Genomic DNA, 25,818 nt, shown 5'->3' with positions numbered 1-25,818 from the left:
CGCCGAACTCACTTCAACTGATCCTCGGTGTAGTAGCCACCCTCGACGAGCAGCTTCTCGTAGTTGTCCTTGTAGACGATTTCGGGCTGCAGCAGGTACGCCGGAACGACCTTCTCGCCGTTGTCGTAATCGGTGGTGTTGTTGGTCTCGGGAGTCTGACCGTTGAGCATTGCCTGAGCCATCTGGATCGTGACCTCGGCGAGCTGGCGCGTGTCCTTGTAGATCGTGGAGTACTGCTCACCGGCGATGATCGACTTGACCGACGGCACCTCGGCGTCCTGTCCGGTGACGACCGGGTAGGGCTGACCGGCGGTTCCGTAGCCGTTGCTCTTGAGCGCGGACAGAATTCCGATCGACAGACCGTCGTACGGGGAGAGCACGCCCTGAACCTTCTGGCCCGAGGAGTACGTCTTGGTCAGCAGGTCTTCCATGCGCTTCTGTGCCGTCGCCGGATCCCAGCGCAGGGTGGCAGCGGTTCCGAAGTCGGACTCGCCACTACCGATCTTCAGAGTTCCCTTGTCCAGGTACGGCTTCAGGGTCTCCATGGCACCGTCGAAGAAGAAGGTGGCGTTGTTGTCGTCGGGCGAACCGGCGAAAACCTCGATGTTGAGCGGGCCGGCGGGCGCGTCGGCCTTGTCGGTGCCGTCCTCGTTCTTCAGCCCGAGGCCGACCAACAGTGAGGTGGCCTGGTCGACGCCGACCTTGTAGTTGTCGAACGTCGCGTAGTAGTCGACGTCCGGGGAGTTGCGGATGAGCCGGTCGTAGGCGATGACACCGATGCCGTTGTCCTTGGCTTCCTGCAGCTGGGTGGTGATGGCGGTGCCGTCCACCGAGGCCACGATCAGCAGCTTCGCGCCCTGGGTGATCTGATTCTCGATCTGGTTGACCTGGGTGGGAATGTCGTTCTCCGCGTACTGCAGGTCGACCTTGTATCCCTGGCCCTCCAACGCGCTCTTGAGGTTGTCGCCGTCGGCGATCCAACGGGCGGAGGACTTCGTCGGCATGGTGACGCCGATCAACGCACCTGCGGTGCTGCCGCCCTCGGCCGGAGCCTCGTCTGCGGTCTTGGTACTCGATCCGCACGCACCGAGCGTGAGGGTGAGGGCCACCGCGGCCGTAGCCATGGATAGCTTTCGAAACTTCATCGTTTCTCCCTGTGTTGTGAGGTAGACCGTGAAGCGGAGGCCGTCGGGTGGTCCCGTGTGGTTCGCATCACATCAAAACGAAAGTGTGAGCGATAACATCGGCATTGTCAAAGATTTCTTTTTGCACCGCGCGTGAGCAGTGTGAGCGCTAACATCTGCCGCCGACGACTCTCGGCGAAGCGCCGAAGTTGCGGCCCGTCAGTGCAGCTCGTGCACCGACTGCTTACCGCTCTTGAGCCAGCGGCTCGGCAGCCGGCCGACCAGCTCGCCGAGTGGATGCACCGCCGCCGAGAGGATCTCCACGGAATCCTGCAGGATGTCGATCGAGATACTCATACGCTCGATGTTCGGAGCCACAGACGTCAGCGTCTCGGAAAGTTTGACCAACTGGTCCAGCGGCCCGCCCTTGGCCGTCAGACGCTCGACGGCACCGTCCTCGGCCAGCATCGTCTCGAGGATGCCGTTCTCCGCGATGGCCCGTTCGATCAGACCGTCCTGACGCGTCAGCACCTCGAGCGGACCGTCCTTCGCCGTCAGGCGTTCGAGGGGGCCGTTGGTGGCGGTGATCCTGTCCAATAGACCGCCCTCGGCGAGCAACCGTTCGAGCGGTCCGTCCTCGGCGAGCAGTCGGTCCAGCGGTCCGCCGGGAGCGAGAATGCGCTCGACCGGTCCTCCCGGAGACAGCAGGCGTTCGAGCGTGCCGTCCTCGGACGTGAGTCGATCGACGACGCCGCCCTGGGCGAGCAGGCGGTCGAGTGGCCCGCCCTCTTTCAGGGCGTTGCCCAACGCGCGGTCGTCGGAGGTGAGCTGGCCGAGCTGGGTGAGCAGCTGCATCGTGCCGCCGCGCGGATTGGCGAGCGACGCCACTCCGGCCGTGCCCGACGCGCCCGTGGCCAACGCCATCCTGGTGGTCGCCAACGCAACCTCTGCGACGCCGATCGCCTGCTCGGCGATGGCCAAGCCGGCCCGTGCGGGCAGTGTGATCGCTGACACCCAGTTCATCGTTTTACTGTAACTGCTTGTAGCCGGGAAAATCAGTGAAGAACCTTCAGTCCCACAACGCAGCCGACGATGCCGACCAGAAGTACGACTTTGAGGAACGACGCTGCTTCGGCACCGGTGATCATCGCGTACGCCACGGTCAAGGTGGCACCGATGCCCACCCACACCGCATACGCGGTTCCGGTGGGCAACGACCGCATCGCTACCGCGAGACCGATCATGCTGAGCACCACCGCGACACCGAAAACTACCGATGGTCCGAGTTTGGAGAAGCCCTCGGATTTACCGAGTGCGGTCGCCCAGATCGCTTCGAGAACGCCGGAAACGACGAGAATCAGCCATGCCATGAGAAATCACCTCTCGGCACCGTCTTGTCGCTGTTCGGGTACGGCGCGCCTCGTCCGATTGTCGGAAGTGACCTGTACGACGGTACCAATTTTTCTTCGGCGGGGACGCGAATTCTCCGGTGTCAGTACGCGTACGTGTTCGTCGGCGGGTCGATGCGCCGGGCCGTCGAGACCGTCATCGTGGGGGTGAAGGCGGTGGCTTCGGTCGCGGTCGACGCGTCGACGGTGCCGGTGAGCTGCAGCCAGGTTCCGTCCGGAACATTCTCGAGGACAGTCGAATTGGAGTCCAGATGAATTCGGATGGATCGTGCGTCGGCCGCGCAGCAGATGATCAGGACACGGGCGAGGTCGAGGCCGTCGGTTGTGCCGTCGACGCGCGGCGACCCACCGTTCGCGGTCGCTACGGCGAATCCGGTGACACTGATCTCCCGGCCGTCGAGGCTGTCCTCGGAATCTCGGACCGCCCGCTGTACGACGTCGAGCAACGGGACGTCCGGTGCCTGCCCGTCGGGTAACGGCGGGAAGGGTGTCTTCTCGTGGGTCGAGACGGCGTCCACGGATCGGTCGCCGACCGCCGAGACACCGAGCGCGGGCGGGGCGACGAGGAGGATCACCGCAATCGGCACGAGCAGCAGCCAATACGGGCGTGCGTCGTGATCGTGGCCGTCCGTCGGCCCACCGCGCAGGATGTCGGCGACGATCGAGGCTGCCGCGAGGACGACGATCAGCACGCCCGCGATCAGCAGATACGGATGCAGCGACGGTTTGACGTATCGAACGAAGCTGCCGTCGAGCGAGATCTTCACGATCGCTCCGCCGAAGAGGAACAGCAGGACGTTCTGCACCTCGCGTTTCATCGCGCGCCGATCAGGAATCCGCCGACGACCGAGGCGCACACGATCGCCACGACGAAGGTCAGTGGTGCGAAGCGGACGACGAAACCGCGCCCGAAGCTGCCTGCCTGCATCGCCATCAACTTCAGATCGACGGCCGGGCCGACCACCAGGAAGACCAGGCGCGGCAACAGCGGCAGCATCGACATACTGGCCGCGACGAACGCGTCGGCCTCCGAACACAGCGCCAGCAGAACCGCCAGTACCGCCATCACCACGATGGACAGCAGCAGCTGACCGGCCAGGTGCGCATAGACCCGATCGGGAATCACCAGGTGCAGGGCCGCGGCTGCCGCGGCACCGAACACCAGAAACGCCCCGGCCTGCAGCAGGTCTGCACGAGCCGACTCGCGGAACGTCTCCCACCTCGTGCCTCCGTGATCGTGACCTCGATCCGCCAGCCGCGCGGTGATCCACTCGGCCTTACCGAATCGCGTCCACAGCCAGCCCATCACCACGGCCGTGGCGAGCGAGGCGAGGAACCGGGCGAGAACCATCGCCGGCTCACCAGGAAAGGCCACCGCAGTCGACACGAGAACGACGGGGTTGATCGCCGGTGCCGACAGCAGAAATGCCAGAGCCGCCGACGTCGGCATTCCCTGATCCATCAACCGCCGGGAGACGGGAACAGCTCCGCACTCGCACCCGGGCAGCGCCATCCCGGCGAGTCCGCTCACACCGACCGCCGCGGGCTCGTTTCTCGGGACCACGCGTCGAAGCACCGCCGGGGAGACGAACGCGGCGATGCCGCCGCTGACGAGCACGCCCAGCACCAGGAACGGCGTCGCCTGCACGAAGATCCCGGTGAAGACGGTGGCTCCGGTTCGCAGGGCAGGGGAGGCGGCGACCCACTCGGCGAGGTACGGACCTGTCACGATGCCCAACACGAGCAGAGTTGCGAATACGTGCATGGAAGTGACCGTCGGCCTGCGCCTCGTGCGGCGATCGGTGTTCGCAGGGAGCATCGCGCTCCATCATGCCCTCTCTTGGGCCCCTCTCTGCCGGGGCTCACAGCAACCTCACAGCGAGAGTCCAGCGGACGAGCAGCAACGCGCGCGATGATGGACACCGTGAGCGAAACCCCCGAAGCGCGTGTACTGATCGTCGACGACGAACCGACCATCGTCGAGCTGTTGGCGGTCAGTCTCAAGTTCCAGGGATTCGAGGTCGCGACGGCGTCCTCCGGCCCCGAGGCCCTGGACAAGTCGCGTACCTTTCGGCCCGAGGCACTGATCCTCGACGTCATGATGCCGGGCATGGACGGCTTCGGTCTGCTGCGCAGGCTGCGCGCAGACGGAGTGGATGCTCCGGCGTTGTTCCTGACGGCGCGAGATTCCGTGGAAGACAAGGTGACCGGTCTGACGCTCGGCGCGGACGACTACGTCACCAAGCCGTTCAGCCTCGAGGAAGTGGTGGCTCGGCTCCGGGTGATTCTGCGCCGGTCCGGTCGGACCGAGGAGACGGAATCGTCGCGAGTCGCGTTCGCGGACATCGAACTCGACGACGACACCCACGAGGTGTGGAAGGCAGGCGAGCCGGTCTCGCTCTCGCCGACCGAGTTCACACTGCTGCGGTACTTCATGGTCAATGCCGGAACAGTGCTGAGCAAGCCCCGCATTCTGGATCACGTGTGGCACTACGACTTCGGCGGTGAGGTGGGAGTGGTGGAGTCGTACGTGTCGTATCTGCGTCGTAAGGTCGACACGGGCGATACCCGATTGATCCACACGTTGCGGGGCGTCGGCTACGTCATGCGGCAGCCGCGGTGACCGGCCTCCGCTCACGGCTGGGGGACATCCCGCTGCGCTTCACTCTGGTTGCGGCCCTGCTGCTGTTGGTCGGGCTCGGACTGCTGGCATCGGGTGTCGCGGTGACGTCCTCGTTGGAGACGTCGTTGATGCGTCGCCTCGATCAGCAGTTGGTCGAGGCATCTCGGGGTTGGGCGCAACCGGACTCCCGCCCACTTCCACCCATCGGCGAGCCCAATCCTGGTCGCCCGCCGTCGAATTTCTACGTCCGGTCCGTGGCGAACGACGGCACCGTACGGGGACCCATCAACGATGTGGCAGAAAGTGTTCCGGATCTATCCGGTGTCACCGCCGATCGCCCGACGACGGTCGGCTCCGAGAGCGACCCAGGGAAACAGTGGCGCGTGATGACGGTGACCAACAGTGACGGATCCACCACGGTGGGTATCCCGCTCGGTCCCAATCAGCAGACCGTCAGCCGACTGATGGTGCTCCAGTTGTACATCGGGGCAGCGGTATTGGTGATGTTGGGCGTGGTGGCCTACTTCGTGGTGCGGCGCAGTCTGCGGCCGTTGCGTGAGGTGGAGACGACGGCAGCCGCGATTGCCGCAGGCGATCTGCACCGGCGGGTGCCCCACCGCAGCGAGAAAACGGAAGTCGGTCGACTGTCGGCGGCGTTGAACGGAATGCTCTCGCAGATACAGCGGGCGTTCGCAGCGACCGCCGCCTCGGAAGAAGCGGCGCGGGCATCCGAGGATCGGATGCGCCGGTTCGTCGCCGACGCCAGCCACGAACTGCGGACTCCGCTGACGACCATCCGGGGATTCGCCGAGCTGTACCGGCAGGGGGCGATGAGCGACATCGCATTGTTGATGACGCGGATCGAGGGCGAATCGGCGCGCATGGGACTGCTCGTCGAGGATCTGCTCATGCTCGCGCGACTCGATGCCCAGCGTCCCCTCGAGGTACGTCGGGTCGACTTGCTCACCATCGCCGCCGATGCCGTGCACGATGCGAAGGCCGTCTCGCCCGCACGCGACATCTCGTTGAAGGTATCGGCAGGACCAGGTATTCCGGAGGTCGCCGGCGACGATGCCCGGCTGCGTCAGGTGTTGGCCAACCTCGTGGGGAACGCAGTGCGGCACACGCCCGAGTCCGCGTCGATCACGGTGTGCGTGGGCACCACCGAGGAGTCGGTGGTACTCGAGGTGCAAGACACCGGCCCTGGGCTGGGTGAGGAGGAAGCAGCTCACGTCTTCGAGCGCTTCTATCGCACCGACTCGTCCCGGACCCGTGAGAGCGGGGGCAGTGGGCTCGGCCTGTCCATAGTCGCAGCCCTGGTCGCCGCCCACAACGGGACCGTGGACGTGCGAAGTACTCCCGGCGCGGGTGCAACGTTCCGGGTCGAACTACCCAGGGCTGCAGACTGATCTGCTCACCCGGCCATGGACCGATCCTTCTTGCGTTCGGCGATCTTGGTGTACGCGGCAGCAGCGAGGGGCGCGGCCACGAGCATCGACACCAGCCGGATCACCTGAACGCAGGCGACGAACGTGACGTCAGATCCCGTCGTCGCGGACACGGCGAGCACTGCGGCCAGTCCGCCGGGCGTCGTCGCGAGATAACCGGTCAACATGCTGACTCCGGTGACGGCGGACAGCGCCCAGCCCAGGAGTGCGCAGATCAGACCGATCGTGAGTACGAGCAGCGCGGCCCACGGGAAGATGCGACCGATGGCCCGCAGGCTGGCGACGGTGAAGGCAAGTCCCGCCTGCCATCCGATGACGATGAACGCCAACGGCAGTAGGACTTCCGGGACGGCGATGTCGACGGGCCAGCCGAGTAGCTCGCAGGCTCCGGCGACGATCAAGGGTCCGAGCGTGGCGGGGGCGGGGAGTCGGATCGCTTTCGCGAGCAGGATTCCGACGACGACGGCACCGATCAGAAAGGCCGTGCCGATGTACCACGGTGTCGTCGACGCCTCGTCGCTACCGGACGTGCCACCGGTGTCGGTGTGAAAGGCGAAGGTGACGATCAACGGCATCGTGACGACCACCAACGCCACGCGAAGGTACTGGACCACGGCGACGATGCGCTCGTCACCGCCGAGCTCGCGGGCGACCGACACCAGACCTGTTGCGCCACCGGCAATCAGAGACAGTGCTCCGGTCACCGGATCGACGTCGCGGTGCAGTGCCAGCAGGGCACCGCAGCCGGCACTGACGATCAGGGTTGCCAACCCGACGGTGACCGCGGGAAGCCAGTTCTCTCCCAGCGCAGCGAGGGTGTCGGTGTCGAGCATGAGTCCGATCGTCACCGCCAGCGTGCCCTGCGCTGCCATGGACGCGGGACGGGGGACCGCGGCCGGACCCAACCCGGTCAATGCGAACACCACGGCGACGACGAGTGCGGCGAACAGCGACGGCGCGGTCAGGCCCAGACTCGCGAAAAGGGCGCAGCCCCCGACGGATACGGCCGCGAGGCCGATCCATCGGAGGCTGTGCCGCACTACGGTCGTCACCTTGTCGGCAACATTCACGCTCCGGACTTGACCAGTAGAACCGGAACCGGAATTTCGAGCAGCAGGCGCTGAATCGTCTGTCCCATCAGGAACTTGCCGACTGCCGAGCGGTGCCGGGAGCCGACGACGAGGATCTCGGACTTCTGCTCCTCCACCAGAGTCAGCAGAGTGTTCACGGCGTCGGGATCGGGGCGACCCACCGCCACGGTCCAGGCCACGGCCTCGGCGTTGTCGATGTCGGCCAAGGCGGTCTCTACTGAGGTGGAGACCGCAGCGGTTTCGCCTGCCTCGGCGGACGGCTCGGCCGATCCCGACAGTGCGTGCAGGACGACCAGATCGGTCTCTCTGATCCGAGCTTCTCGAACGGCGGCCGCGAGTGCTGCGCGGCCCTCGGGTGAATTGTTGTGCAGTACGCCAACAGTCATGACGGTGTCTCTTTCAGGAAGGTGGGGGTGAGGGATCAGCCGAACGGAATCTGACCGAGGACGATGCCGACCGCCAGCATCGCGAGGGAGACGACCACCGCTCGCCACAACACCTTCTTGTGGTGATCGGCCAGCGAGACTCCGGCCAGGGTCACCAGGAGCAGGATGGCCGGAACCAGCGGGCTCTGCAGGTGGACGGGCTGACCGGTGATCGAGGCGCGGGCCATCTCGACCGGGTCGATGCCGTACTTGCTTGCGGTCTCGGTGAGCACCGGCAGGATGCCGAAGTAGAAGGCGTCGTTGGTCATGAAGAACGTCAGCGGGATGCTCAGGATGCCGGTGATGACGGCCAGGTACGGGCCCATTCCCGACGGGATGACGTTGAGCAGCCACTCGGCCATGGCCTCGACCATGCCGGTGCCCTGGAAGACGCCCGTCAGGATTGCTGCGGCGAGCACCATGGCGACGACGGAGACGATGGAGGACGAGTGCCGAGCGATCGCGTCGCCCTGCTCCTTGACCTTCGGGAAGTTGACCGTCAGCGCGATCGAGGCAGCGATCATGAACAGCACCGGAATGGGAAGAATGTCCATGACCAGGATGACGAGGAGAACGACCGTCAGAGCAGCGTTGAACCACAGCAACTTCGGGCGCAGCGTGTCGCGATTGGGGTCCAGACCGTCGAAGAACTGACCCGATTCGCCGGAGCCGTCCGATCCGCCGGTTCCTGCTCCGCCGGTTCCCTTGCCGCCCTTGCGGATGCTTCCACCACCGCCGGATGCAACCAGCTCGGGTTCGTAGATCAGCTTGCCGATGCGTCGACGCTCCATGATGCCGAGGTGAACGGCGAAGAGCAGCACGATGATCAGGCCGACGATCATCGACGGAACCATCGGAACGAACACGTCGGACGGGGAGATTCCCAGAGCGGATGCAGCGCGAACCGTCGGGCCGCCCCACGGGATGATGTTCATCGTGCCGTTGGCGAGTCCGGCGACGACCGTCAGAATGACCGGGCTGACACCGAGTTTGAGGTACAGCGGCAGCAGTGCGGACGTGACGATGATGAAGGTGGTCGAGCCGTCGCCGTCGAGCGAGACGACCATGGCCAGAATGGCCGTTCCGACAACGAGTTTCATCGGGTCGTTGCGTACGACACGCAGGATGCCGCGCACCAGTGGGTCGAACAGTCCGACGTCGATCATGATTCCGAAGAAGATGATGGCGAAGAACAGCAGGGCCGCGGTGGGAGCGAGGGACTTGATGCCGTCGGTGATCATGTCACCGATGCCGAGTCCCGCGCCGGCCAGCAGACCGAAGATGACGGGGACGAGGGTGAGTGCGACGACGGGCGTGGCTCTCTTGGTCAAGATCAAGAACATGAAGGCGGCTACCATGAGGAAGCCGAGTATCACCAACATCGTGCACTCCTTCTCGAAATGTGTGAGGTGGGTCCGGTTGGACTACGTGTTGTGACTGAAGTTACGTAACCGGCATCACATGTTCGCCGTTGTGCGCACTACCCGCGCAAGCAACGTAAAGAGCCTTTTGCGCATTGTGCTCGAGCAGCTCTCGCTCTAGCCTTGGCTGGTGCGATTGAGGACTCAAGTGCTGCTGCTGCAGGCCGCGTTGGTTGCGGTCGCGCTGGCAGTGGCGTTCGGAGTATTCGCGATCAGTAGCGGCGAACAGGCCAGCGAGGAGTACGGCGAGCGGGCACTCGCGGTCGCGCGGACCGTAGCCTCCGACCCCGAGGTGCGTTCGCTCGTGGGGCAGTTCTCGGCCGCGGACACCGCGGGCACCGATGCTGCGCCGGCCGGAGTGCTGGCAGGCGGTGCGCTGCAACGGACGGGCGAAAGCGCCCGGGAGCGCACCGACGCACTGTTCGTCGTCATCACCGACGACCGGGGACTGCGCCTGGCACATCCGGATCCGACCGTCCTGGGGCAACGGGTGAGCACCGATCCGTCCGGGGCGTTGGCGGGCAACGAGGTCGTCGAATCCGAACGCGGCACACTGGGCGACTCCGTCCGTGCCAAAGTGCCCATCCTGGCTCCGGGCTCGGCAGACGTCGTGATCGGCGAAGTGAGCGTCGGAATCTCCACGACGGCAGTGCGAACCGAGCTGGTGAAGGATCTGATCAACGGCGCACTAGTCACCGGCGCAGTCCTGCTGTTGGGTGTGCTGGGCTCGATCCTGCTGGCGCGCAGGTGGAAGCGGCTGACCCTGGGCCTCGAACCCGAGGAACTCGCCGAGCTCGTGCGCGAGCAGGAGGCGGTGCTGCACGGCATCGGCGAAGGCGTGGTGGCCATCGATCCGGACGGCATCGTCACCGTCGTCAACGACGAGGCGCGCACCTTGCTCTCGATCGAGGGGAAGCCGGGAATGCGCGTGGAGGACATCGGTCTGACACCCAGATTGCTCGAGGTCATCGAGATCCCTACGGGCGAGCCGGTACTCGCGGCCGTCGACGAGGTCGTCGTCATCGCGGCGGCGCGAAAGGTGCTGCGTGACAATCGAGATCTGGGAACGGTACTCACCGTGCGAGATCGAACGGACGTGGAGGCACTGACGCGTCAACTCGACGCGGTGCAGTCGATGTCCGCGGTGCTGCGCGCCCAGCGACACGAGTTCGCGAACCGGATGCATCTGGTCAGTGGGCTGCTGCACGAGGGCCACCCCGATCGGGCGTCGGAGTACATCGACGAGATTCTCGGTGTCGGACCGAGATCGGAGGCGGTCGAGGGCATCGATGCGGTCTCCGACGCCTACCTACGTTCCTTCCTCACGGCCAAGGCGGCACACGCGCGCGAGAGTGGCGTGCGACTGGTGTTGGGGGAGAACACCTGGGTCGGTGGAGAAATGGTCGGACCGGTGGACGTCACCACCGTGCTGGGCAACCTGATCGACAACGCCATCGACGCAGCACGGCTCGGTGCACGTCGACCTGCCGAAGTGGAAGTCGAGCTGGTGCAGGAGGATTCGACCTTGCATATCGTCGTCGTCGATTCGGGTGACGGCGTTGCGTTGGCGCCCGAGCAGGTGTTCGTCGAGGGAGTCTCGACCAAGTCGACGGCAGATACGCCGGGTGGCCGAGGTGTGGGACTGGCACTGAGCCGACAGATCGCGCGAACCCGAGGCGGCGAAGTGACGTTGGCCGATGCCGGCGGGCAGATCACGGCCGACAACGATCGCGGAGGCGCAGTGTTCATCGCCTCGATTCCCGACGCACTACTGATCGAAGAGGTGACGCAATGAAAGTTCTCGTCGTCGACGACGACTTCAGGGTCGCAGATCTGCATGCGGCACTGGTGAATTCGCTCGACCAGTACGAAGTGGCCGCAGTGGCGACGAGTATCGCCCAGGCACGCGAGCTGCTGACGACACAGTCGTTCGACCTGGCACTGGTGGACGTCTATCTACCGGACGGATCCGGTATCGACCTGGTGCGAGAACTACCGTGTGACGCGGTGGTGCTCTCCGCTGCTGCGGATCAGCACACGGTGCGCTCGGCGATGACCGCGGGCGCATGGACGTATCTGATCAAGCCGTTTCCACGCTCGGCGCTGGTCGATCGCCTCACCGGATATCTCGCATACCGCGGCGCGCTCGACCGCACGGACGAACTGACTCAGGCGGACATCGACGGTGGGCTCGACGCCCTCCGCCCGCGCGCTGCGGCTCCGTTACCGGCCTCGCAGTCGGTCACCCGAGACCTGGTGCTCGACGCGGTGCGCGGGACGGCGGAGCCGATGTCGGCCGGAGAAGTTGCTGCGGCCATCGGCATTTCGCGAGCGACGGCCCAGCGGTATCTGGCCACCCTGGTGTCCAAGGGTCGGTTGCGAATGCAACTGCGGTACGGATCGACCGGGCGTCCCGAGCAGGAGTACTCGCTACCGCCGGGTGCGTGACATCGCCACGACCGCAGCTCCGACGAGTGAAATGGCCGCGGTGAGCAGAGCCGCGGTGTTCCAGCCCGTGACCAGAGCTGCCGCGGCATGATCGCCGGCCGGCACGGCGACCACCGCAACCACGGTGACCCCGACCGCGGATCCGACGTAGCGCGCGGTGTTGTTGGCCCCGCTGCCCATACCGCCGCGTCCGGGCGGGACGCTGGCCACGGCCTCGCGTCCCAGCGCGGCGTTGAGGACGCCACTGGCGACGCCCGCCACGAGCAGTCCCGGCAGCAGCCGAGGCCAGCCGGCGTCCGCGGCGAGGCCCGTCAGCATCACCATGCCGAGTGCCACACCGATCAGTCCGGCGGCGAGCTGGGTCCGGCCGCTGATGGCGGCCGGGATTCGCCGAGCCAGCAGGGCGGTGACGACCGAGGTCGCCGACCACGCGAACAGCAGAATCGCTGCCCCGAGGGCATCGATGCCGAGCGCGGTGCCCACGAACCCGGCCATGTACGACATCAGTGCGATGATCCCGCCGCCCGTGGCCAGGGCGGCGACCGTGGCGGCGAGAAACGGTGGATGCCGAAACAACATGAGATCGAGCATCGGGCTCGCACTGCGCAATTCGAGCGCGACGAAGGCCAGCAGCAGGAGGGCGGCGAGAACGAACAACACGATGGGAGTCACGGCGGTCCACCCCTGCCGCCCCTCGACCAGCGCGGCCAGTAGTGCGCCGATGCCCGTGGCCAACAGCACCGCGCCGCCCGGATCGAGGCCGCGCGGGGCGTCGGACATGGATTCTTCGACGCGCAGCTGCGCGACGACGGCGAGCACGAGAGTGGCGATCGCGAGGACCACGTACGCCTCACGCCAGCTGGCCCACCGGTCGAGGAGCGCGGCGAGCAGCGGGCCGAGCGCGATGCCGGCCCCGACGCTGGCACCCCAGACTCCGCTGGCCTTGGCGCGCACCGGCCCGGCGGGGTGAGTGTGCGCGATGATGCCGAGGCTCGATGCGACGACCGCCGCGCCGCCGAGGCCTTGCAGGATGCGAGCGAGGACGAAGATGAGGGTGTTGGGAGAGACAGCGCAGACGATTGCGCCGACGGCCAGAACGGCTGCTCCCAGTACGAAGGTGCGGCGACGGCCGAAGTCGTCTGCGACGGTCCCGGTGGTGAGCAACGCGGCGGCGAGGCCGATGCTCATCGAGCTCAGAATCCAGGTCCGTCCCGCTGCGTCCGACATCAGGTTCAGCGCGGTGCTGTTGATCGTCGCGAGCGGAGCGGTGAACGCCATCAGCGTCAACAAGGTGCCGGATGCGGCGACGGCCAGTGCGCGGGTGCCGTTCGTGGTGCCGGCGGGCGTGGGTGCAGTGTCGGTCATCGTCGTCTCTCTGGTCTGGTGATCGAACTGTAAACGGCCAACTTGGTTCGGTCAACAGACTGTACGATCGGCGCATGGCACTCGGAACCGACTACGCCCGCCAGGACTGCCCCTTGGCCCGCGCGCTCGAACTCGTCGGCGAGCGCTGGACCATGCTCATCGTGCGCGACAGCTTCTTCGGGGTCCGACGCTTCGGCGACTTCCAGGTCCACCTCGACATTTCCAAGGCAGTTCTGGCTCAACGGCTCGGCACCCTGGTCGATGCCGGATTGCTCGACCGGCAAGCCCGAGCCCACGGCGGCGGCCACGACGACTACGTCCCGACGCACGCCCTCGAAGGACTGTGGCCGGCCGTCTACGCCCTGAGCTACTGGGGTGAGGAACAGAACCCCAAGCCGACGGGCACACGTCGCCGATTTCTTCATGCGTCCTGCGGGACAGATCTGGGACCGCTCGGACTGTGCCCCGAGTGTGGCGTCGCACCCGGCCCACGCGACATCGACACCGACGTCGGGCCGGGCTACGACCCGGACAACCGATCCGACGCGGTATCGACGCAGCTACGAACGCGCCGACGGCTACTGGCACCTCTGCGCTGAGCAAGGCGCATCAGTTAGGGACGTGAGCCTCGTGCCCGAGGTGGCGTAGCGCTGCTCGAAGCTTGTCGGCAGCCTCGTCCTGTGACTCCGCGGACGGGTTCGGATCCGCACCGGAGATGTCGAAATTGCCCATGTCGTACGCCGGAAACACGTGCAGATGCAGGTGCGGCACCTCGAGACCGGCGATCAACAGCCCGGCCCTGGGCGCGTCGAACGCCGTCCTGACAGCCTGACCGATGATCTGCGCGACGGCAGTGATCTTGGCGAACACGGCACCGTCGACGTCCTGCCACTGATCGATCTCCTCACGCGGAACCACCAACGTGTGTCCCTGAGTGACGGGGGCAATCGTCAGAAACGCCACGACGTCGTCGTCTTGCCAGACGAACCGTCCGGGAATCTCACCTGCGATGATCTTGCTGAAAATAGAAGCCATGGGGACAGAATGCCTTATTGGGGCGTCTCCCAGGTGATTGCCAGGTTCGTCGCAGCGTGGGTCCAGCTGCACACACGAGTGTTGCCTCATGACAACGAACTACCTCGCCCGAGCAGCAGGCCACCGGCCCGGCTCGAACGCAACGGCCACGCTCGAGGTGGTCATCCCGGTGTACAACGAAGAGGCGGATCTCGAGAAGTGCATTCGTCGACTGCACGAGCATCTCGAGGAAAGGATCCCGTTTCGGTCGCGGATCACCATCGCCGACAACGCAAGTACCGACGGCACCCTTGCGGTGGCGCATCGGCTCGCCGACGAGATCGACGGAGTTCGGGTTCATCACCTCGACGAGAAAGGACGCGGGCGGGCACTCAAAGCGGTGTGGCTCGCGTCCGACGCCGACGTCGTTGCCTACATGGATGTCGATCTGTCCACCGACCTCAACGCCCTCATGCCGCTCGTCGCTCCATTGCTGTCGGGTCACTCGGACATCGCCATCGGCTCTCGGCTGAACCGGTCGTCCCGGGTCGTTCGCGGAGTGAAACGTGAATTGATCTCGCGCAGTTACAATCTCATCCTGCGCACCTCGCTGCGCGCCCGCTTCTCCGACGCCCAGTGCGGGTTCAAGGCGATGCGCACCGATGTTGCTCGCCAGTTGCTTCCACTCGTCGAAGACACCGGATGGTTCTTCGACACCGAACTGCTCGTCATCGCCGAGAAGGTCGGCCTACGGATTCACGAGGTGCCGGTCGATTGGGTCGACGACCCCGACAGCAGCGTCCACCTCCTCGATACCGCCGTCAAGGATCTGCAGGGATGCTGGCGCGTCGGTCGTGCCCTTGCGACCGGAATGCTCCCCGTCGCCGAACTGCGTCGAAGCCTGGGACGGGAGCCGCTCGTGGCCGGTGTACCGCACGGAATGATCGGCCAGCTGGTGCGATTCGGCATCATCGGTGTCGCGAGCACCGTGGCCTACGCACTGCTGTATCTGGTGCTGCATCCCATGATCGGGGCACAGGCCGCGAACTTCGCCGGACTGCTCATCACCGCGGTACTGAACACAGCGGCCAACCGTGCCTTCACTTTCGGCGTCCGAGGGCCCGCGAGCGCGGGTAAGCATCAGCTGCAGGGTCTGGCGATCTTCGGCTTCGCGCTGCTGATGACCAGCGGCTCGCTCGCGATACTGCACGCCTGGTCCCCGGACGTGTCGCGGCACGTCGAACTCGCAGTTCTCGTCGTCGCCAATCTCGTTGCCACCGTGTGCCGATTCGTCGCACTGCGGTGGGTCTTCCGTAATCCGGAGCCCGATCTTTCGGTGTCCGATCTTTCGGTGTCCGATCCTTTGGGGGAGAACCGATGACCACGACGATCGAACGGCCGTCCGCGGCCGCGCCGACCGAGCCGGCGACCTCCCGGCGGTGGGAACTCCTCGGGTTGACCGCTCTGCTGATCGGCACGGGCGTGGCATACATCTGGGGACTCGGTGCCTCGGGTTGGGCCAACTCCTTCTATTCCGCAGCGATACAGGCAGGTTCGGTGTCGTGGAAGGCCTTCTTCTTCGGATCCTCCGATGCCGCCAACTCGATCACCGTCGACAAGCCGCCGATGTCGCTGTGGTTGATGTCGTTGTCGGTGCGGGTGTTCGGGCTCAACACCTGGGCGATGCTGGTGCCGCAGGCGCTGCTCGGAGTCGCCTCCGTTGCGCTGCTGCGAGCCGTCGTCGTCCGCCGATTCGGTGCGGCCGCCGGGTTGCTCGCCGGACTGGTGCTGGCGCTGACTCCCGCTGCCGCACTGATGTTTCGGTTCAACAATCCCGACGCGTTGCTGGTGCTACTGATGATCGCCGCCGTCTGGGCCATGTTGCGAGGCGTCGAATCGGGAAAGACCAAGTGGCTGTTGATCACCGGTATGTTCGTCGGATTCGGCTTTCTCACCAAGCAGCTTCAGGTGATGCTCGTCGTACCGCCGCTGGCCTTGACGTACTTGATCGCCGGGCCGCCCAAACTCGGCACTCGAGTGCTGCAACTGTTCGCCGCACTCGGAGCCATGATCGTCTCGGCCGGTTGGTGGTTGCTGATCGTCGAATTCTGGCCGGCATCCTCGCGGCCGTGGGTCGGTGGCTCGCAGAACAATTCGATTCTGGAACTGACTCTCGGCTACAACGGGTTGGGCCGACTCAGCGGCAACGAGACAGGAAGCGTCACCCCGGGCGGTGGTGGTGGCGGGTCGATGTGGGGCGAGACCGGCATCCTCCGCATGTTCGACGCCTCCCAGGGCGGCCAGATCGCCTGGCTCATTCCCGCCGCATTGTTGTTGCTGGTGACGGGGCTGGTGTTGCGAGGAAAAGCCCCTCGCACCGATGCGCAACGCGTGTCGTTGATCGTATGGGGCGCATGGCTGCTCGTCACCGGTCTGACGTTCAGCTTCATGGCCGGCATCTTCCACTCGTATTACACGGTCGCACTCTCGCCTGCCGTCGCTGCGCTCGTCGGTATCGGCAGTGTTGTGCTGTGGCGCGAACGACAGCGGTTGTGGGTCCGGATCGCGATGGCGCTCGCGGTGGCGTCGACCGTCGCACTGGCGTGGGTGCTGCTCGGCCGTAGCGCGAGCTTCGTGCCGTGGCTGAAGTGGGCGATCCTGGTCGTCGGTGTGGTGGCGGTGGTGGCTCTGCTGATTCCGGCCCTCACTCGCGGCAGGCTCGCCGCGGTCGCGATTCTCGCGGTGATGTTCGCCGGACTGGCCGGGCCGACGGCGTACGCGGTGGACACGATCGGCACCCCGCACACCGGATCGATCGTGTCCGCCGGGCCGAACACCGGTATGCGCGGATTCGGCGGCATGGGTGAGGGCCGGCGCGGGCAGGGTGGTCTGCCGGGTGGAATGCAGCTGCCTCCCGGTGCACAGATGCCGGCCGGAATGCAGCCACCGGCGGGACTCCCGGGTCAGGCCGGCCAGCTGCCGGGCGGAGCCGAGATGGGCATGGGCGGCGGTATGGGTGGACTGCTCGAAGGCAGCACCCCGACCGCCGAGGTCACCGCAATGCTCGAACAGGACGCAGGTTCGTACACCTGGGTGGCGGCGGCCATCGGTGCCAACACCGCGGCGGGTTATCAACTGGCCACCGAGGATCCCGTCATGCCCGTGGGCGGCTTCAACGGAACCGACCCGTCGCCGACGCTGGCCGAGTTCCAGCAGTACGTGGCCGACGGCCGAATCCACTACTTCATCGGAGGCGGCGGTATGGGTGGCAGGGAGTCGGGTTCCTCGGCCGAAATCTCGGCATGGGTGACCGAGAACTTCACCGCGACCACCGTCGACAACGTCACGCTGTACGACCTGACACAGTAATCTCGCCATCCCCGACGGGCCCCGCATCACGACAGGTGCGGGGCCCGTCGGCGTCGAGCAGATAGTCTGATGCACTGTGCGCGTACTCGTCATAGGTTCCGGTGCTCGTGAGCACGCCCTTCTACTTGCGTTGAAGGCCGACCCGTCGGTCGACAAACTGTTCGTCGCTCCCGGCAATGCAGGCACAGCCACGCTCGCCGAACAGCACGCCGTCGACGTGGCATCCGGTGAGGCGGTGACAGCACTGGCCACGAAGCTCGAGGTGGATCTCGTCGTCATCGGGCCCGAGGTGCCCCTGGTTCTCGGAGTGGCCGATTCTCTGCGCGAGGCCGGCATCGCCACGTTCGGCCCGTCGGCCGACGCCGCACGCATCGAAGGATCCAAGGCCTTCGCCAAAGACGTCATGGCAAAGGCAGGCGTGCGAACCGCACACAGCGAAATAGTCGACTCGCCCGCACTGCTCGATGCCGCCCTCGACCGATTCGGCCCCAACTGGGTCGTCAAGGACGACGGACTCGCCGCAGGCAAAGGCGTCGTCGTCACCACCGACCGCCTCGTCGCCCGCGACCACGCCGCCGAACTCCTCGAAAACGGTCACCCGGTACTGCTCGAGTCGTTCCTCGACGGCCCCGAGGTGTCCCTGTTCTGCCTCGTCGACGGCGAGACCGTGGTTCCGCTGCTGCCCGCGCAGGACCACAAACGCGTCGGCGACGGAGATACCGGCCCCAACACCGGGGGCATGGGCGCGTACACCCCACTCCCATGGTTGCCCGAAGGTGCCGTCGACGAGATCGTCCGTGACGTGGTGAAACCCGTTGCCGCCGAGATGGTGAAGCGTGGCGTGCCGTTCTCGGGTCTGCTGTACGCCGGCCTCGCGATGGGTGCCGACGGCCCGGCCGTCGTCGAATTCAACTGTCGCTTCGGTGATCCCGAGACACAGGCGGTGCTGGCCTTGCTGGAGTCGCCGCTCGGCGAGGCGCTGAATGCGACGGCCACCGGCACGCTGGCGTCACTGCCCCCGCTGCGTTGGAAGGACGGCGCGGCGGTCACCGTCGTCATCGCCGCCGAGAACTACCCCGGTCGCCCCCGCACCGGTGACGAGATTCTCGGCTCCGAGGGCGAAGGCGTCCTGCATGCCGGCACTGCGGTCAAGGACGGAGTGGTGGTGTCTGCGGGCGGACGCGTGTTGAGTGTGGTCGGCACCGGATTCGACCTCACCGCCGCCCGAGATGACGCCTACTCCCGGATCGCCGGAATCCGATTGCCGGGCAGTCACTTCCGCACCGACATCGGCCTCGCTGCAGTGGAGGGTCGCATCTCGCTGTAGGTCGATGCACGCGAAGCAGGTGTGCTGAGTGTCCACTATTTGCCGTCGTGCACGGGATCCCGATGGCCGGGGCTGAGAGTGGACGCTGAGCCCAGTTGCTGAGGCTAGCTGTGCTGGGTGTCCACTATTTGCCGTAGCACACGGGATCCCGATCGCCGGCTCGGAAAGTGGACACTGAGCCCAGTTGTCCACAGGCATTCGCGTTGTCCACATTTCTCGGATCGGGCTCCCGCGAACGGTTCTCGAGCGCGAAGCTGTTCGACCATGGGGGTATTCACGAGACAGCAACTACTCGACAGTGGCGTCAGCGCAGGGGCAATCGACTATCGGGCCAGGGTCGGCACACTGACTCGGCTGTTGCCGGGCGTCTACTGCACTGGAGAGCCGTCGTTCCGCGAGCGATGCGTCGCCGCGACGCTGTGGAAACCGGCTGCGGTGCTCAGTCACCTGACTGCGGCGTGGTGGTGGAACCTGATCGATGACGAACCCGAACAGGTGCACATCACCGTGCCCCGCAGCACGCGAGCGCGGTGCCCTTCGTGGCTCCGCGCATATCGTCGAACCATTCGAGAGACGAGTTTCGTCGACGCCCTCCCTGTCGTGACGATCGAGCAGTGCATCGTCGACGTGTCGGCGTCACTCGGTGGGGCAGCCCTGGAACCGTTCGTCGACGCAGCGCTGAGCGGGTCCGTCAGCAAACGCGGATTGGCGACGCAATGCGCGAAGTCGGCCGGAATGGCAGGGGTCACCGAAGCGAAGAAGCAGCTGCGACAGTGCTGCCCACGCACGCTCTCCGAACCGGAACGACTGGTGGCCCGCGCACTCACCGCGGCAGGCTACTTTCTCGAGATCAACGCGGCGGTGGGGCAGTACTTCGCCGATCTGTTGGACCGTCGAGCCCGGGTGATCATCGAGATCGACGGCCGTGAATTCCACAGCGCGCCGGGGGTGTTCACCAACGACCGAGTGCGCCAGAACGCACTGCAACTCGACGGGTGGCTCGTGCTGCGATACTCGGCCGCGCTGGTGATGACCGACCTCGACGCCGTGGTGCGCCAGATCATCGAGACCGTTCGACGTCGCCGGAAGGCACTGAGCTGAGTGTCCACTATGTGTGGCCGGAGGCGGGATCCCGTGCCTGCCGCGAAATTGTGGACAGTGAGCTCGCCTGTTCGGCTCCACTGTGCTGAGTGTCCACTATTTGTCGCTGGAGGCGCGATCCCGTGCTTGCCGCGGAATTGTGGGCAGTGAGCTCGCCTGTTCGGCCGAACTGTGCTGAGTGTCCACTATTTGTGGCCGGAGGCGGGATGCCGTGCTTGCCGCGGAATTGTGGGCACCCAGCTCACCTGTTCGGCCCGCACAATCCCGTGCCTGCCGCGAAATTGTGGGCGATGAGGTCAGTAGTGTCGATGGAATGCACAGTGAATCGCAGCGATCGAAGGTCGAGCCGTTCCACGTGATGGATGTGTTCGCCGCGGCGGCCGAGCGGGCGCGTACTCACGGTGATGTGCTGTCTCTTGCCGCAGGTCAGCCGGCGACCAGGGCACCCGAGCCGGTGTTGCGCGCCACCCGAGACGCTCTGGATTCGCATTTGCTCGGGTACACCGAAACGCTGGGCATTCTGCCGCTACGGCAAGCGATCGCGGATTATCACAGCACGCGGTACGGCATCACCGTCGAGGCCGACGACGTGGTGATCACCACTGGGTCGTCGGGCGCATTCACGTTGCTGTTCCTCGCTGCGTTCGACGCGGGGGATACCGTCGTCATGGCCAGGCCGGGGTACCCGGCATATCGAAACACGTTGGCGGCGTTGGGCTGTCGCGTCGTCGAACTGGATTGTGTGGAGGAGACACGGTTCCAGCCCACTGTCGCGATGCTCGACGAACTACCGGAGCCGCCTGCCGGGCTCATCGTCGCCAGTCCGGCCAATCCCACCGGCACGATCATCGACCCCGACGAGCTGGCCGCCATCGCACGCTGGTGCGACGAGCACGGAACCCTGTTGATCTCCGACGAGATCTATCACGGCATCTCCTACGGCGACGCACACACGTCGAGCGCCTGGGAGACGTCGAAGGAATCCGTGGCCATCGGGTCGGTGTCCAAGTACTTCTCGATGACGGGGTGGCGCATGGGCTGGATGCTGCTGCCGGCCCGATTGCGCAGGGCCGTCGAACGTTTGGCGTCGAACATGACGGTCTGCCCGCCGGCGATCTCGCAGGTGGCAGCCATTGCGGCGTTCACCGAAGAGTCGCGCCGCGAGCTGGATTCGCATGTCGAGCGGTACGCCGTCAACCGCAGGATCCTGCTCGACGGTTTGCCTGCGTTGGGTATCACCGATCTGGCTCCGGCCGACGGTGCCTTCTACGTGTACGCCGACATCGCGCATCTCACCGACGACTCGCGTAGTTGGTGCGCCCGAGTGCTGGCCGAGACCGGTGTCGCGTTGGCACCCGGCGTCGACTTCGACACCGTCCGTGGGAACCACACGGTGCGATTCTCGTTCGCGGGCACCACGTCCGACGTCGAAGAAGCGTTGGAGCGACTACGTCGCATGTGAATGGAAACTCGTAGCAGGCTACGAGGCAGGAGTGGAGCCTGCGGAACGACAGGAAAGCGCTGCGCTCACGTGCGGTGCAGCCGCTCCAACACTTCGTCGATGTCGGCGGCGGACACGTCGCGATGCGTCACGAAGCGCACCTTGCCGGCGACGGTGACGGCCGCGATTCCCAGATCGGCCAGCTCGGTCACCGTCCGAACAGGATCGGCGACGGCGGCGAGCACGATGTTCGTCTGGGGTTCCGCGACCTCCCAGCCGCGTTCACGAAGGCCGCGTGCCAGCGTCGAGGCATTTGGTGATCCTCGGCGAGATCGCCGATTCGATCCAGGGCGACGAGCCCTGCCGCAGCCAGAACCCCGCCCTGACGAACGCCGCCGCCCAACATCTTTCGCACACGCCGGGCCTCGTGGATTCGCGCGGCATCGGAGACGAGCATCGAGCCGACGGGTGCGCCGAGCCCCTTGCTCAGGCAGACCTGCACCGTGTCTGCGCCGGCGGTCAACGACGCGATCGGAACATCCAGTGCCACAGCGGCATTCCATAGCCGAGCCCCGTCGAGGTGAATTCTCAATCCCGAGTCACGTCCGGCAGCAACGAGTTCCGCCCACTCGTCCGGTCCTAGCACGGCACCGCCGGCGAAATTGTGTGTGTTCTCGAGTGAGAGCAATGTGGTCCGCAGGGCGAAGTACGGCCCGACGCCGCCGGCTGCCGCACGCACCGTCGACGCAAGGGGGCGTCCGGGGCCACCGTCGTGGGGAAGTGCCTCGGGCATTCCGCCCGCCAACCAGGCTGCGGTGCCGAGCTCAGAGCCCAGGACGTGCGCGTGCTCGGGGGCCAGGAAACGATCGCCGCGCTGCAGATGGAGCATCAGCGCGATGATGTTGCCCATCGAACCGGACGGCACCCACAGCGCCGCCTCGAAGCCGAGCAGATCCGCCACTCTCTCCTCGAGCGCCGCCATCGTCGGATCGTGATCGAGGACGTCGTCGCCCACTTCGGCGTCGGCCATTGCTTGTCGCATGATCGAATCTGGTCGGGTGATGGTGTCGGAGCGAAGGTCGATAGGTCGATGAGCCACGAACACTGACAATTCCATAGCGCGAAAGCAGTCCGACGAACGGCTGCGAGCTGGCACGATGACTGGAATGTCCGCAGGTCCGACCGAGTCGCAGCACAAGGTGTCGGGTGCGACTCCGAAGGGAGTGCGCCGCCGCCACGCTCTGGCGTCGGCGGCTGCAGACCTGCTGGTCGAGGGCGGATTCGACGCGGTTCGGCACCGGTCGGTGGCCGCTCGCGCCGGACTGCCGTTGGCGTCGACCACCTACTATTTCGAGTCGCTCGGCGACTTGGTGGCCGCGGCGGTCGACGTCGTCGGGACCCGCGAGATCGACGTCATGCGCGGACGTATCGACGACGAGGGCAAGTGCTCGCAGAAGATGGAGTCGACCGTCGACCTCATCGTCGATCTGCTGATCGGCCCGCAGGGCGGCCACGAGCAACTGGTCGCCAGATACGAGAGGTTCATCGCGTCGGCTCGGCATCCCGAACTGCGCGAGGTGCAGTTGAGGCTGCGCGCCCAGATCGACGACCTGCTCACCGACGTGCTCCGCAGATCCGGCCGAACGGTGCAGGAAGAGCAGTTACGACGACTCGTGGCAGTGGTCGACGGTGCAGTGGTGGGCGCGCTCAGCGAGGTGGATCCCGATCCGCGCGAAATGGCGCGGAGCATGCTGTTGGCCGTCATCGACATCGTGGCACCGGCGGAACAGGTGTCGGCCGATTGATTCCGGCCCCCTCAGGCCTGCCCCCCTCAGGCCGGCGTGTTCAGCCCGAAGTCGTTCTCGCCCGAGTCTGCGTCTCGGATCGGCGGCACCTCGCACACACCGTCCTCGCAGACGGGGCCGCGGTCGTCGCCGACCATCTCCAAGTCGCCGACCATTTCGAAAGGGCCACTCATGCGCCGGCCGCGGCCTTCTGCAGGACGTCGGCGAACACCGACGGTTCCTGCGCGCCCGACACACCGAGGCGACCGTCGATCACGAAGAACGGCACACCACTGATTCCGTAGGCGATGGCCTGCTCCTTGTCCGCGCGCACGGCGGGCAGGTATTCCTCGGACTTCAGCGCCTCGACCACCTCGTCACGATCGAGACCGAGCTCCGCGGCCAGGTCGGCGAGGTCGTCGACGCGTCCGACGTGGCGGCCCTCCTCGAAGTAGGCCGCCAGCAGCCGTTCCTTCATCTCGACCTGCTTGCCCTTCGACTTGGCGAAGTGCAGGAGTTCGTGCGCCTTGACGGTGTTGGTGTGCTGCACGGCGTCGAAGTCGTACGCGAGCCCCTCGCCTGCGGCCAGCTCGGTCATCTGCCCCAACATCTGCGTGACCTGGGCGGCCGGCATGCCTTTGTGGGAGACGAGGAAGTCGACCTCGGTGCCGTCGAAGTCGACCGGTGTGTCGGGTGCCAGCTCGAACGAGTGGAACTCCACCTCGAGCGTCCCACCATCGGCGATGAACTCCGCAGCACCTGCCTCGAAACGGCGCTTACCGACGAAGCACCACGGGCACGCGATGTCGGACCAGATGTCGACCTTCACTGTTCGGCTCACGGCGGCTGCAACATCGGAATGCGGTGCTCTTATTCCACGCGGCGATGATCGCGGGAGGTCGGTGGCGGCAGTCCACTTTCGAAACAGTGCAGTCGTCTTCCGAGACCGACAACTGGGCCACGTAAGCTGGATGCTCGTGAGCATCCCGAATGTCCTGGCCACCCGTTACGCAAGCCCCGAACTGGTGGAGCTGTGGTCTCCGGAATACAAGATCACGCTCGAACGGCAACTGTGGATTGCCGTGCTGCGCGCACAGTCCTCGCTCGGAGTCGACGTGCCCAACGCGGCGATCGCCGATTACGAAGCTGTCGCCGACCAGGTCGACCTGGCATCGATCGCCGAGCGGGAACGCGTCACCAGACACGACGTGAAGGCTCGCATCGAGGAGTTCAACGCCCTCGCCGGTCACGAGCACATCCACAAGGGACTCACCAGCCGCGACCTGACCGAGAACGTCGAGCAGCTGCAGATTCTGCGTTCGCTCGAACACGTCCACACGCACGGTGTCGCCGTGGCGAAGCGGGTGGCCGAACGCGCCGCCGAATACTCTGCCCTCGTCATGGCCGGTCGAAGCCACAACGTCGCCGCCCAGGCCACCACGCTGGGCAAGCGTTTCGCATCGGCCGCCGACGAGCTGCTGCTCGCGCTGTCCCGGCTGCAGGAACTGATCGCGCGTTACCCACTGCGCGGAATCAAGGGCCCGATGGGCACCTCGCAGGACATGCTCGACCTCTTCGGCGGAGACTCCGCGAAGCTCGTCGCACTCGAACGCATCGTCGCCGATCATCTCGGCTTCCGGCACACGCTCACGAGCGTCGGCCAGGTGTATCCCCGCTCGCTCGATCACGAGGTCGTGTCCGCGCTGGTCCAGGTGGGTGCCGGGCCGTCGTCGTTCGCGCACACCGTCCGTCTGATGGCGGGCCACGAGCTGGTCACCGAGGGCTTCCAGCCCGGCCAGGTCGGGTCGTCGGCGATGCCGCACAAGATGAACACCCGCTCGTGCGAACGCGTCAACGGCCTGCAGGTGGTGCTTCGCGGCTACGGATCGATGGCTGCCGAGCTCGCCGGAGCGCAGTGGAACGAGGGCGACGTCTTCTGTTCCGTCGTGCGTCGCGTCGCGCTGCCCGACGCGTTCTTCGCCATCGACGGTCTCATCGAGACCTTCCTGACCGTGCTCGACGAGTTCGGGGCGTACCCCGCCGTCATCGCCAAGGAACTGGATCGCTACCTGCCGTTCCTCGCGACGACCAAGGTGCTGATGGCGGCCGTACGCGCAGGCGTCGGCCGCGAGACCGCGCACGAGGCGATCAAGGAACACGCCGTCGCCGTCGCGTTGGCCATGCGTGAGCAGGGACTCGAGCCCGACCTGCTGGATCGCCTGGCTGCCGACGACCGACTGCCGCTCGACCGCGCTGCACTCGATGCGGCGCTGGCCGACAAGACGGCCTTCGTCGGTGCAGCGGACGCACAGGTCAGCGCGGTCGTCTCGGCCGTGGAGCGGCTGATCGCGAAGTTCCCGGCCGGTGCGGCCTACAGCCCGTCGCCGATTCTCTGAGTTCTCTGTTGTGAGTGGAAACTCGTAGTGGG

Annotated in this window: 26 protein-coding genes and 1 riboswitch; of the genes, 12 read left to right on the top strand and 14 right to left on the bottom strand. The window is 65.9% G+C overall.

Translation table 11 applies throughout. The features are described 5' to 3' along the window. Positions 1-8: 8 nt before the first annotated feature. The 5 genes from chvE to CH262_RS24980 form a co-directional block, all read right to left on the bottom strand. The gene (gene chvE / locus CH262_RS25000; protein ID WP_027495784.1) at positions 9-1,145 is read right to left on the bottom strand and encodes a multiple monosaccharide ABC transporter substrate-binding protein; all 1,137 of its coding nucleotides are present in this window, start codon (positions 1,143-1,145) and stop codon (positions 9-11) included. Between the two features lie 198 nt (positions 1,146-1,343). Then, positions 1,344-2,147 (bottom strand): hypothetical protein, encoded by an 804-nt coding sequence (locus CH262_RS24995; RefSeq protein ID WP_027495785.1) that lies wholly within the window; start codon positions 2,145-2,147, stop codon positions 1,344-1,346. Positions 2,148-2,179: 32 nt separating this feature from the next. Continuing rightward, the gene (locus CH262_RS24990) at positions 2,180-2,494 is read right to left on the bottom strand and encodes a DMT family transporter (RefSeq protein WP_027495786.1); all 315 of its coding nucleotides are present in this window, start codon (positions 2,492-2,494) and stop codon (positions 2,180-2,182) included. A 13-nt stretch (positions 2,495-2,507) separates the two neighbouring features. Then, a riboswitch (guanidine-III (ykkC-III) riboswitch) is annotated at positions 2,508-2,571 on the bottom strand. Between the two features lie 45 nt (positions 2,572-2,616). Further along, positions 2,617-3,351: a TIGR03943 family putative permease subunit gene (locus CH262_RS24985; RefSeq protein ID WP_094718708.1), complete on the bottom strand. Its 735-nt coding sequence runs from the start codon at positions 3,349-3,351 to the stop codon at positions 2,617-2,619. Then, positions 3,348-4,352, bottom strand: coding sequence for a permease (locus CH262_RS24980; protein WP_094718707.1), 1,005 nt, complete (start codon positions 4,350-4,352; stop codon positions 3,348-3,350). The genes CH262_RS24985 and CH262_RS24980 overlap by 4 nt, the downstream gene beginning before the upstream one ends. A 96-nt stretch (positions 4,353-4,448) precedes the next feature. On the opposite strand from CH262_RS24980, the gene CH262_RS24975 reads away from it, so the two are divergent. Both CH262_RS24975 and CH262_RS24970 read left to right on the top strand, forming a co-directional pair. Continuing rightward, complete coding sequence (locus CH262_RS24975; protein WP_027495789.1) at positions 4,449-5,156, top strand: response regulator transcription factor; 708 nt, start codon at positions 4,449-4,451, stop codon at positions 5,154-5,156. Beyond that, complete coding sequence (locus tag CH262_RS24970) at positions 5,153-6,565, top strand: HAMP domain-containing sensor histidine kinase (protein WP_256988979.1); 1,413 nt, start codon at positions 5,153-5,155, stop codon at positions 6,563-6,565. Before CH262_RS24975 ends, CH262_RS24970 begins: the two co-directional genes overlap by 4 nt. A gap of 5 nt (positions 6,566-6,570) precedes the next feature. Here CH262_RS24970 and CH262_RS24965 read toward each other — a convergent pair whose 3' ends face one another. The 3 genes from CH262_RS24965 to CH262_RS24955 are packed head-to-tail and all read right to left on the bottom strand — an operon-like array spanning position 6,571 to position 9,502. After that, on the bottom strand, positions 6,571-7,674 hold the full coding sequence (locus CH262_RS24965; RefSeq protein WP_094718706.1) for an AbrB family transcriptional regulator: 1,104 nt from the start codon (positions 7,672-7,674) through the stop codon (positions 6,571-6,573). After that, positions 7,671-8,081, bottom strand: coding sequence for a universal stress protein (locus tag CH262_RS24960; RefSeq protein WP_027495792.1), 411 nt, complete (start codon positions 8,079-8,081; stop codon positions 7,671-7,673). Before CH262_RS24960 ends, CH262_RS24965 begins: the two co-directional genes overlap by 4 nt. Before the next feature lie 35 nt (positions 8,082-8,116). Continuing rightward, positions 8,117-9,502: a CitMHS family transporter gene (locus CH262_RS24955; protein ID WP_057473649.1), complete on the bottom strand. Its 1,386-nt coding sequence runs from the start codon at positions 9,500-9,502 to the stop codon at positions 8,117-8,119. A gap of 169 nt (positions 9,503-9,671) precedes the next feature. Between CH262_RS24955 and CH262_RS24950 the strand changes: the two genes are divergently transcribed. Both CH262_RS24950 and CH262_RS24945 read left to right on the top strand, forming a co-directional pair. Next, positions 9,672-11,336, top strand: a complete 1,665-nt coding sequence (locus CH262_RS24950) for a sensor histidine kinase (protein ID WP_094718705.1) — start codon at positions 9,672-9,674, stop codon at positions 11,334-11,336. After that, positions 11,333-11,989 carry a response regulator gene (locus CH262_RS24945; protein ID WP_094715658.1) on the top strand — a complete coding sequence of 219 codons (657 nt, stop codon included), beginning with the start codon at positions 11,333-11,335 and terminating at the stop codon, positions 11,987-11,989. The genes CH262_RS24950 and CH262_RS24945 overlap by 4 nt, the downstream gene beginning before the upstream one ends. Here the strand turns inward: CH262_RS24945 and CH262_RS24940 are convergent. After that, positions 11,972-13,354, bottom strand: coding sequence for an MFS transporter (locus tag CH262_RS24940; protein ID WP_094718704.1), 1,383 nt, complete (start codon positions 13,352-13,354; stop codon positions 11,972-11,974). The two genes, CH262_RS24945 and CH262_RS24940, sit on opposite strands and share 18 nt — an antisense overlap. A gap of 74 nt (positions 13,355-13,428) precedes the next feature. Here CH262_RS24940 and CH262_RS24935 point away from each other — a divergent pair, with 74 nt between their 5' ends. Next, the gene (locus tag CH262_RS24935; RefSeq protein ID WP_094718703.1) at positions 13,429-13,953 is read left to right on the top strand and encodes a winged helix-turn-helix transcriptional regulator; all 525 of its coding nucleotides are present in this window, start codon (positions 13,429-13,431) and stop codon (positions 13,951-13,953) included. Between the two features lie 10 nt (positions 13,954-13,963). On the opposite strand, the gene CH262_RS24930 is transcribed toward CH262_RS24935, so the two are convergent. Next, positions 13,964-14,389, bottom strand: coding sequence for an HIT family protein (locus CH262_RS24930; RefSeq protein WP_032367529.1), 426 nt, complete (start codon positions 14,387-14,389; stop codon positions 13,964-13,966). An 88-nt stretch (positions 14,390-14,477) separates the two neighbouring features. Here CH262_RS24930 and CH262_RS24925 point away from each other — a divergent pair, with 88 nt between their 5' ends. From CH262_RS24925 to CH262_RS24905, 5 genes are all read left to right on the top strand, one after another. Next, entirely contained in the window at positions 14,478-15,749 is a 1,272-nt protein-coding gene (locus CH262_RS24925; RefSeq protein ID WP_094718702.1) for a bifunctional glycosyltransferase family 2/GtrA family protein, read from the top strand. Beyond that, positions 15,746-17,737 carry a glycosyltransferase family 39 protein gene (locus tag CH262_RS24920; RefSeq protein WP_094718701.1) on the top strand — a complete coding sequence of 664 codons (1,992 nt, stop codon included), beginning with the start codon at positions 15,746-15,748 and terminating at the stop codon, positions 17,735-17,737. Before CH262_RS24925 ends, CH262_RS24920 begins: the two co-directional genes overlap by 4 nt. Positions 17,738-17,813: 76 nt before the next feature. Beyond that, entirely contained in the window at positions 17,814-19,064 is a 1,251-nt protein-coding gene (gene purD, locus CH262_RS24915; protein WP_094718700.1) for a phosphoribosylamine--glycine ligase, read from the top strand. Positions 19,065-19,328: 264 nt separating this feature from the next. Beyond that, on the top strand, positions 19,329-20,165 hold the full coding sequence (locus CH262_RS24910) for a DUF559 domain-containing protein (RefSeq protein WP_094718699.1): 837 nt from the start codon (positions 19,329-19,331) through the stop codon (positions 20,163-20,165). Positions 20,166-20,478: 313 nt separating this feature from the next. Beyond that, positions 20,479-21,627, top strand: a complete 1,149-nt coding sequence (locus CH262_RS24905) for a pyridoxal phosphate-dependent aminotransferase (protein WP_094718698.1) — start codon at positions 20,479-20,481, stop codon at positions 21,625-21,627. Positions 21,628-21,692: 65 nt separating this feature from the next. Here the strand turns inward: CH262_RS24905 and CH262_RS28260 are convergent, their stop codons facing one another. Together CH262_RS28260 and CH262_RS24900 are read right to left on the bottom strand one after the other, a co-directional pair. Next, positions 21,693-21,818 carry a hypothetical protein gene (locus CH262_RS28260; protein ID WP_256988978.1) on the bottom strand — a complete coding sequence of 42 codons (126 nt, stop codon included), beginning with the start codon at positions 21,816-21,818 and terminating at the stop codon, positions 21,693-21,695. Next, positions 21,815-22,705, bottom strand: a complete 891-nt coding sequence (locus tag CH262_RS24900) for a threonine aldolase family protein (protein WP_256988977.1) — start codon at positions 22,703-22,705, stop codon at positions 21,815-21,817. Before CH262_RS24900 ends, CH262_RS28260 begins: the two co-directional genes overlap by 4 nt. A 58-nt stretch (positions 22,706-22,763) precedes the next feature. On the opposite strand from CH262_RS24900, the gene CH262_RS24895 reads away from it, so the two are divergent. Beyond that, positions 22,764-23,411, top strand: coding sequence for a TetR/AcrR family transcriptional regulator (locus CH262_RS24895; RefSeq protein ID WP_032367536.1), 648 nt, complete (start codon positions 22,764-22,766; stop codon positions 23,409-23,411). 26 nt (positions 23,412-23,437) lie between these two features. On the opposite strand, the gene CH262_RS27880 is transcribed toward CH262_RS24895, so the two are convergent. Next, positions 23,438-23,584, bottom strand: coding sequence for a hypothetical protein (locus CH262_RS27880; RefSeq protein WP_179275109.1), 147 nt, complete (start codon positions 23,582-23,584; stop codon positions 23,438-23,440). Continuing rightward, the gene (locus CH262_RS24890; protein WP_218829331.1) at positions 23,581-24,231 is read right to left on the bottom strand and encodes a DsbA family oxidoreductase; all 651 of its coding nucleotides are present in this window, start codon (positions 24,229-24,231) and stop codon (positions 23,581-23,583) included. Before CH262_RS24890 ends, CH262_RS27880 begins: the two co-directional genes overlap by 4 nt. 130 nt (positions 24,232-24,361) lie before the next feature. Between CH262_RS24890 and purB the strand changes: the two genes are divergently transcribed. Then, on the top strand, positions 24,362-25,786 hold the full coding sequence (gene purB / locus CH262_RS24885; protein ID WP_094718697.1) for an adenylosuccinate lyase: 1,425 nt from the start codon (positions 24,362-24,364) through the stop codon (positions 25,784-25,786). Positions 25,787-25,818 lie beyond the last annotated feature (32 nt).

The organism is Rhodococcus sp. 05-2255-1e, assembly GCF_002259025.1.
Lineage (GTDB): Bacteria > Actinomycetota > Actinomycetes > Mycobacteriales > Mycobacteriaceae > Rhodococcoides > Rhodococcoides fascians.
This window is presented reverse-complemented; position numbering and strand designations above follow the sequence as displayed.

Bases quoted from the DNA above. Each gene is read 5' to 3' on its own strand.
- CH262_RS24955 (WP_057473649.1), bottom strand. From the start codon at position 9,502: ATGTTGGTGATACTCGGCTTCCTCATGGTAGCCGCCTTCATGTTCTTG.
- CH262_RS24930 (WP_032367529.1), bottom strand. From the start codon at position 14,389: ATGGCTTCTATTTTCAGCAAGATCATCGCAGGTGAGATTCCCGGACGG.
- CH262_RS24945 (WP_094715658.1), top strand. From the start codon at position 11,333: ATGAAAGTTCTCGTCGTCGACGACGACTTCAGGGTCGCAGATCTGCAT.
- CH262_RS27880 (WP_179275109.1), bottom strand. From the start codon at position 23,584: ATGAGTGGCCCTTTCGAAATGGTCGGCGACTTGGAGATGGTCGGCGAC.
- CH262_RS24990 (WP_027495786.1), bottom strand. From the start codon at position 2,494: ATGGCATGGCTGATTCTCGTCGTTTCCGGCGTTCTCGAAGCGATCTGG.
- CH262_RS24960 (WP_027495792.1), bottom strand. From the start codon at position 8,081: ATGACTGTTGGCGTACTGCACAACAATTCACCCGAGGGCCGCGCAGCA.
- CH262_RS24920 (WP_094718701.1), top strand. From the start codon at position 15,746: ATGACCACGACGATCGAACGGCCGTCCGCGGCCGCGCCGACCGAGCCG.
- CH262_RS24995 (WP_027495785.1), bottom strand. From the start codon at position 2,147: ATGAACTGGGTGTCAGCGATCACACTGCCCGCACGGGCCGGCTTGGCC.
- CH262_RS24980 (WP_094718707.1), bottom strand. From the start codon at position 4,352: ATGCTCCCTGCGAACACCGATCGCCGCACGAGGCGCAGGCCGACGGTC.
- CH262_RS24975 (WP_027495789.1), top strand. From the start codon at position 4,449: ATGGACACCGTGAGCGAAACCCCCGAAGCGCGTGTACTGATCGTCGAC.
- chvE (WP_027495784.1), bottom strand. From the start codon at position 1,145: ATGAAGTTTCGAAAGCTATCCATGGCTACGGCCGCGGTGGCCCTCACC.
- purB (WP_094718697.1), top strand. From the start codon at position 24,362: ATGCTCGTGAGCATCCCGAATGTCCTGGCCACCCGTTACGCAAGCCCC.
- CH262_RS24905 (WP_094718698.1), top strand. From the start codon at position 20,479: ATGCACAGTGAATCGCAGCGATCGAAGGTCGAGCCGTTCCACGTGATG.
- CH262_RS24925 (WP_094718702.1), top strand. From the start codon at position 14,478: ATGACAACGAACTACCTCGCCCGAGCAGCAGGCCACCGGCCCGGCTCG.
- CH262_RS24940 (WP_094718704.1), bottom strand. From the start codon at position 13,354: ATGACCGACACTGCACCCACGCCCGCCGGCACCACGAACGGCACCCGC.
- CH262_RS24985 (WP_094718708.1), bottom strand. From the start codon at position 3,351: ATGAAACGCGAGGTGCAGAACGTCCTGCTGTTCCTCTTCGGCGGAGCG.
- CH262_RS24895 (WP_032367536.1), top strand. From the start codon at position 22,764: ATGACTGGAATGTCCGCAGGTCCGACCGAGTCGCAGCACAAGGTGTCG.
- CH262_RS24910 (WP_094718699.1), top strand. From the start codon at position 19,329: ATGGGGGTATTCACGAGACAGCAACTACTCGACAGTGGCGTCAGCGCA.
- CH262_RS24935 (WP_094718703.1), top strand. From the start codon at position 13,429: ATGGCACTCGGAACCGACTACGCCCGCCAGGACTGCCCCTTGGCCCGC.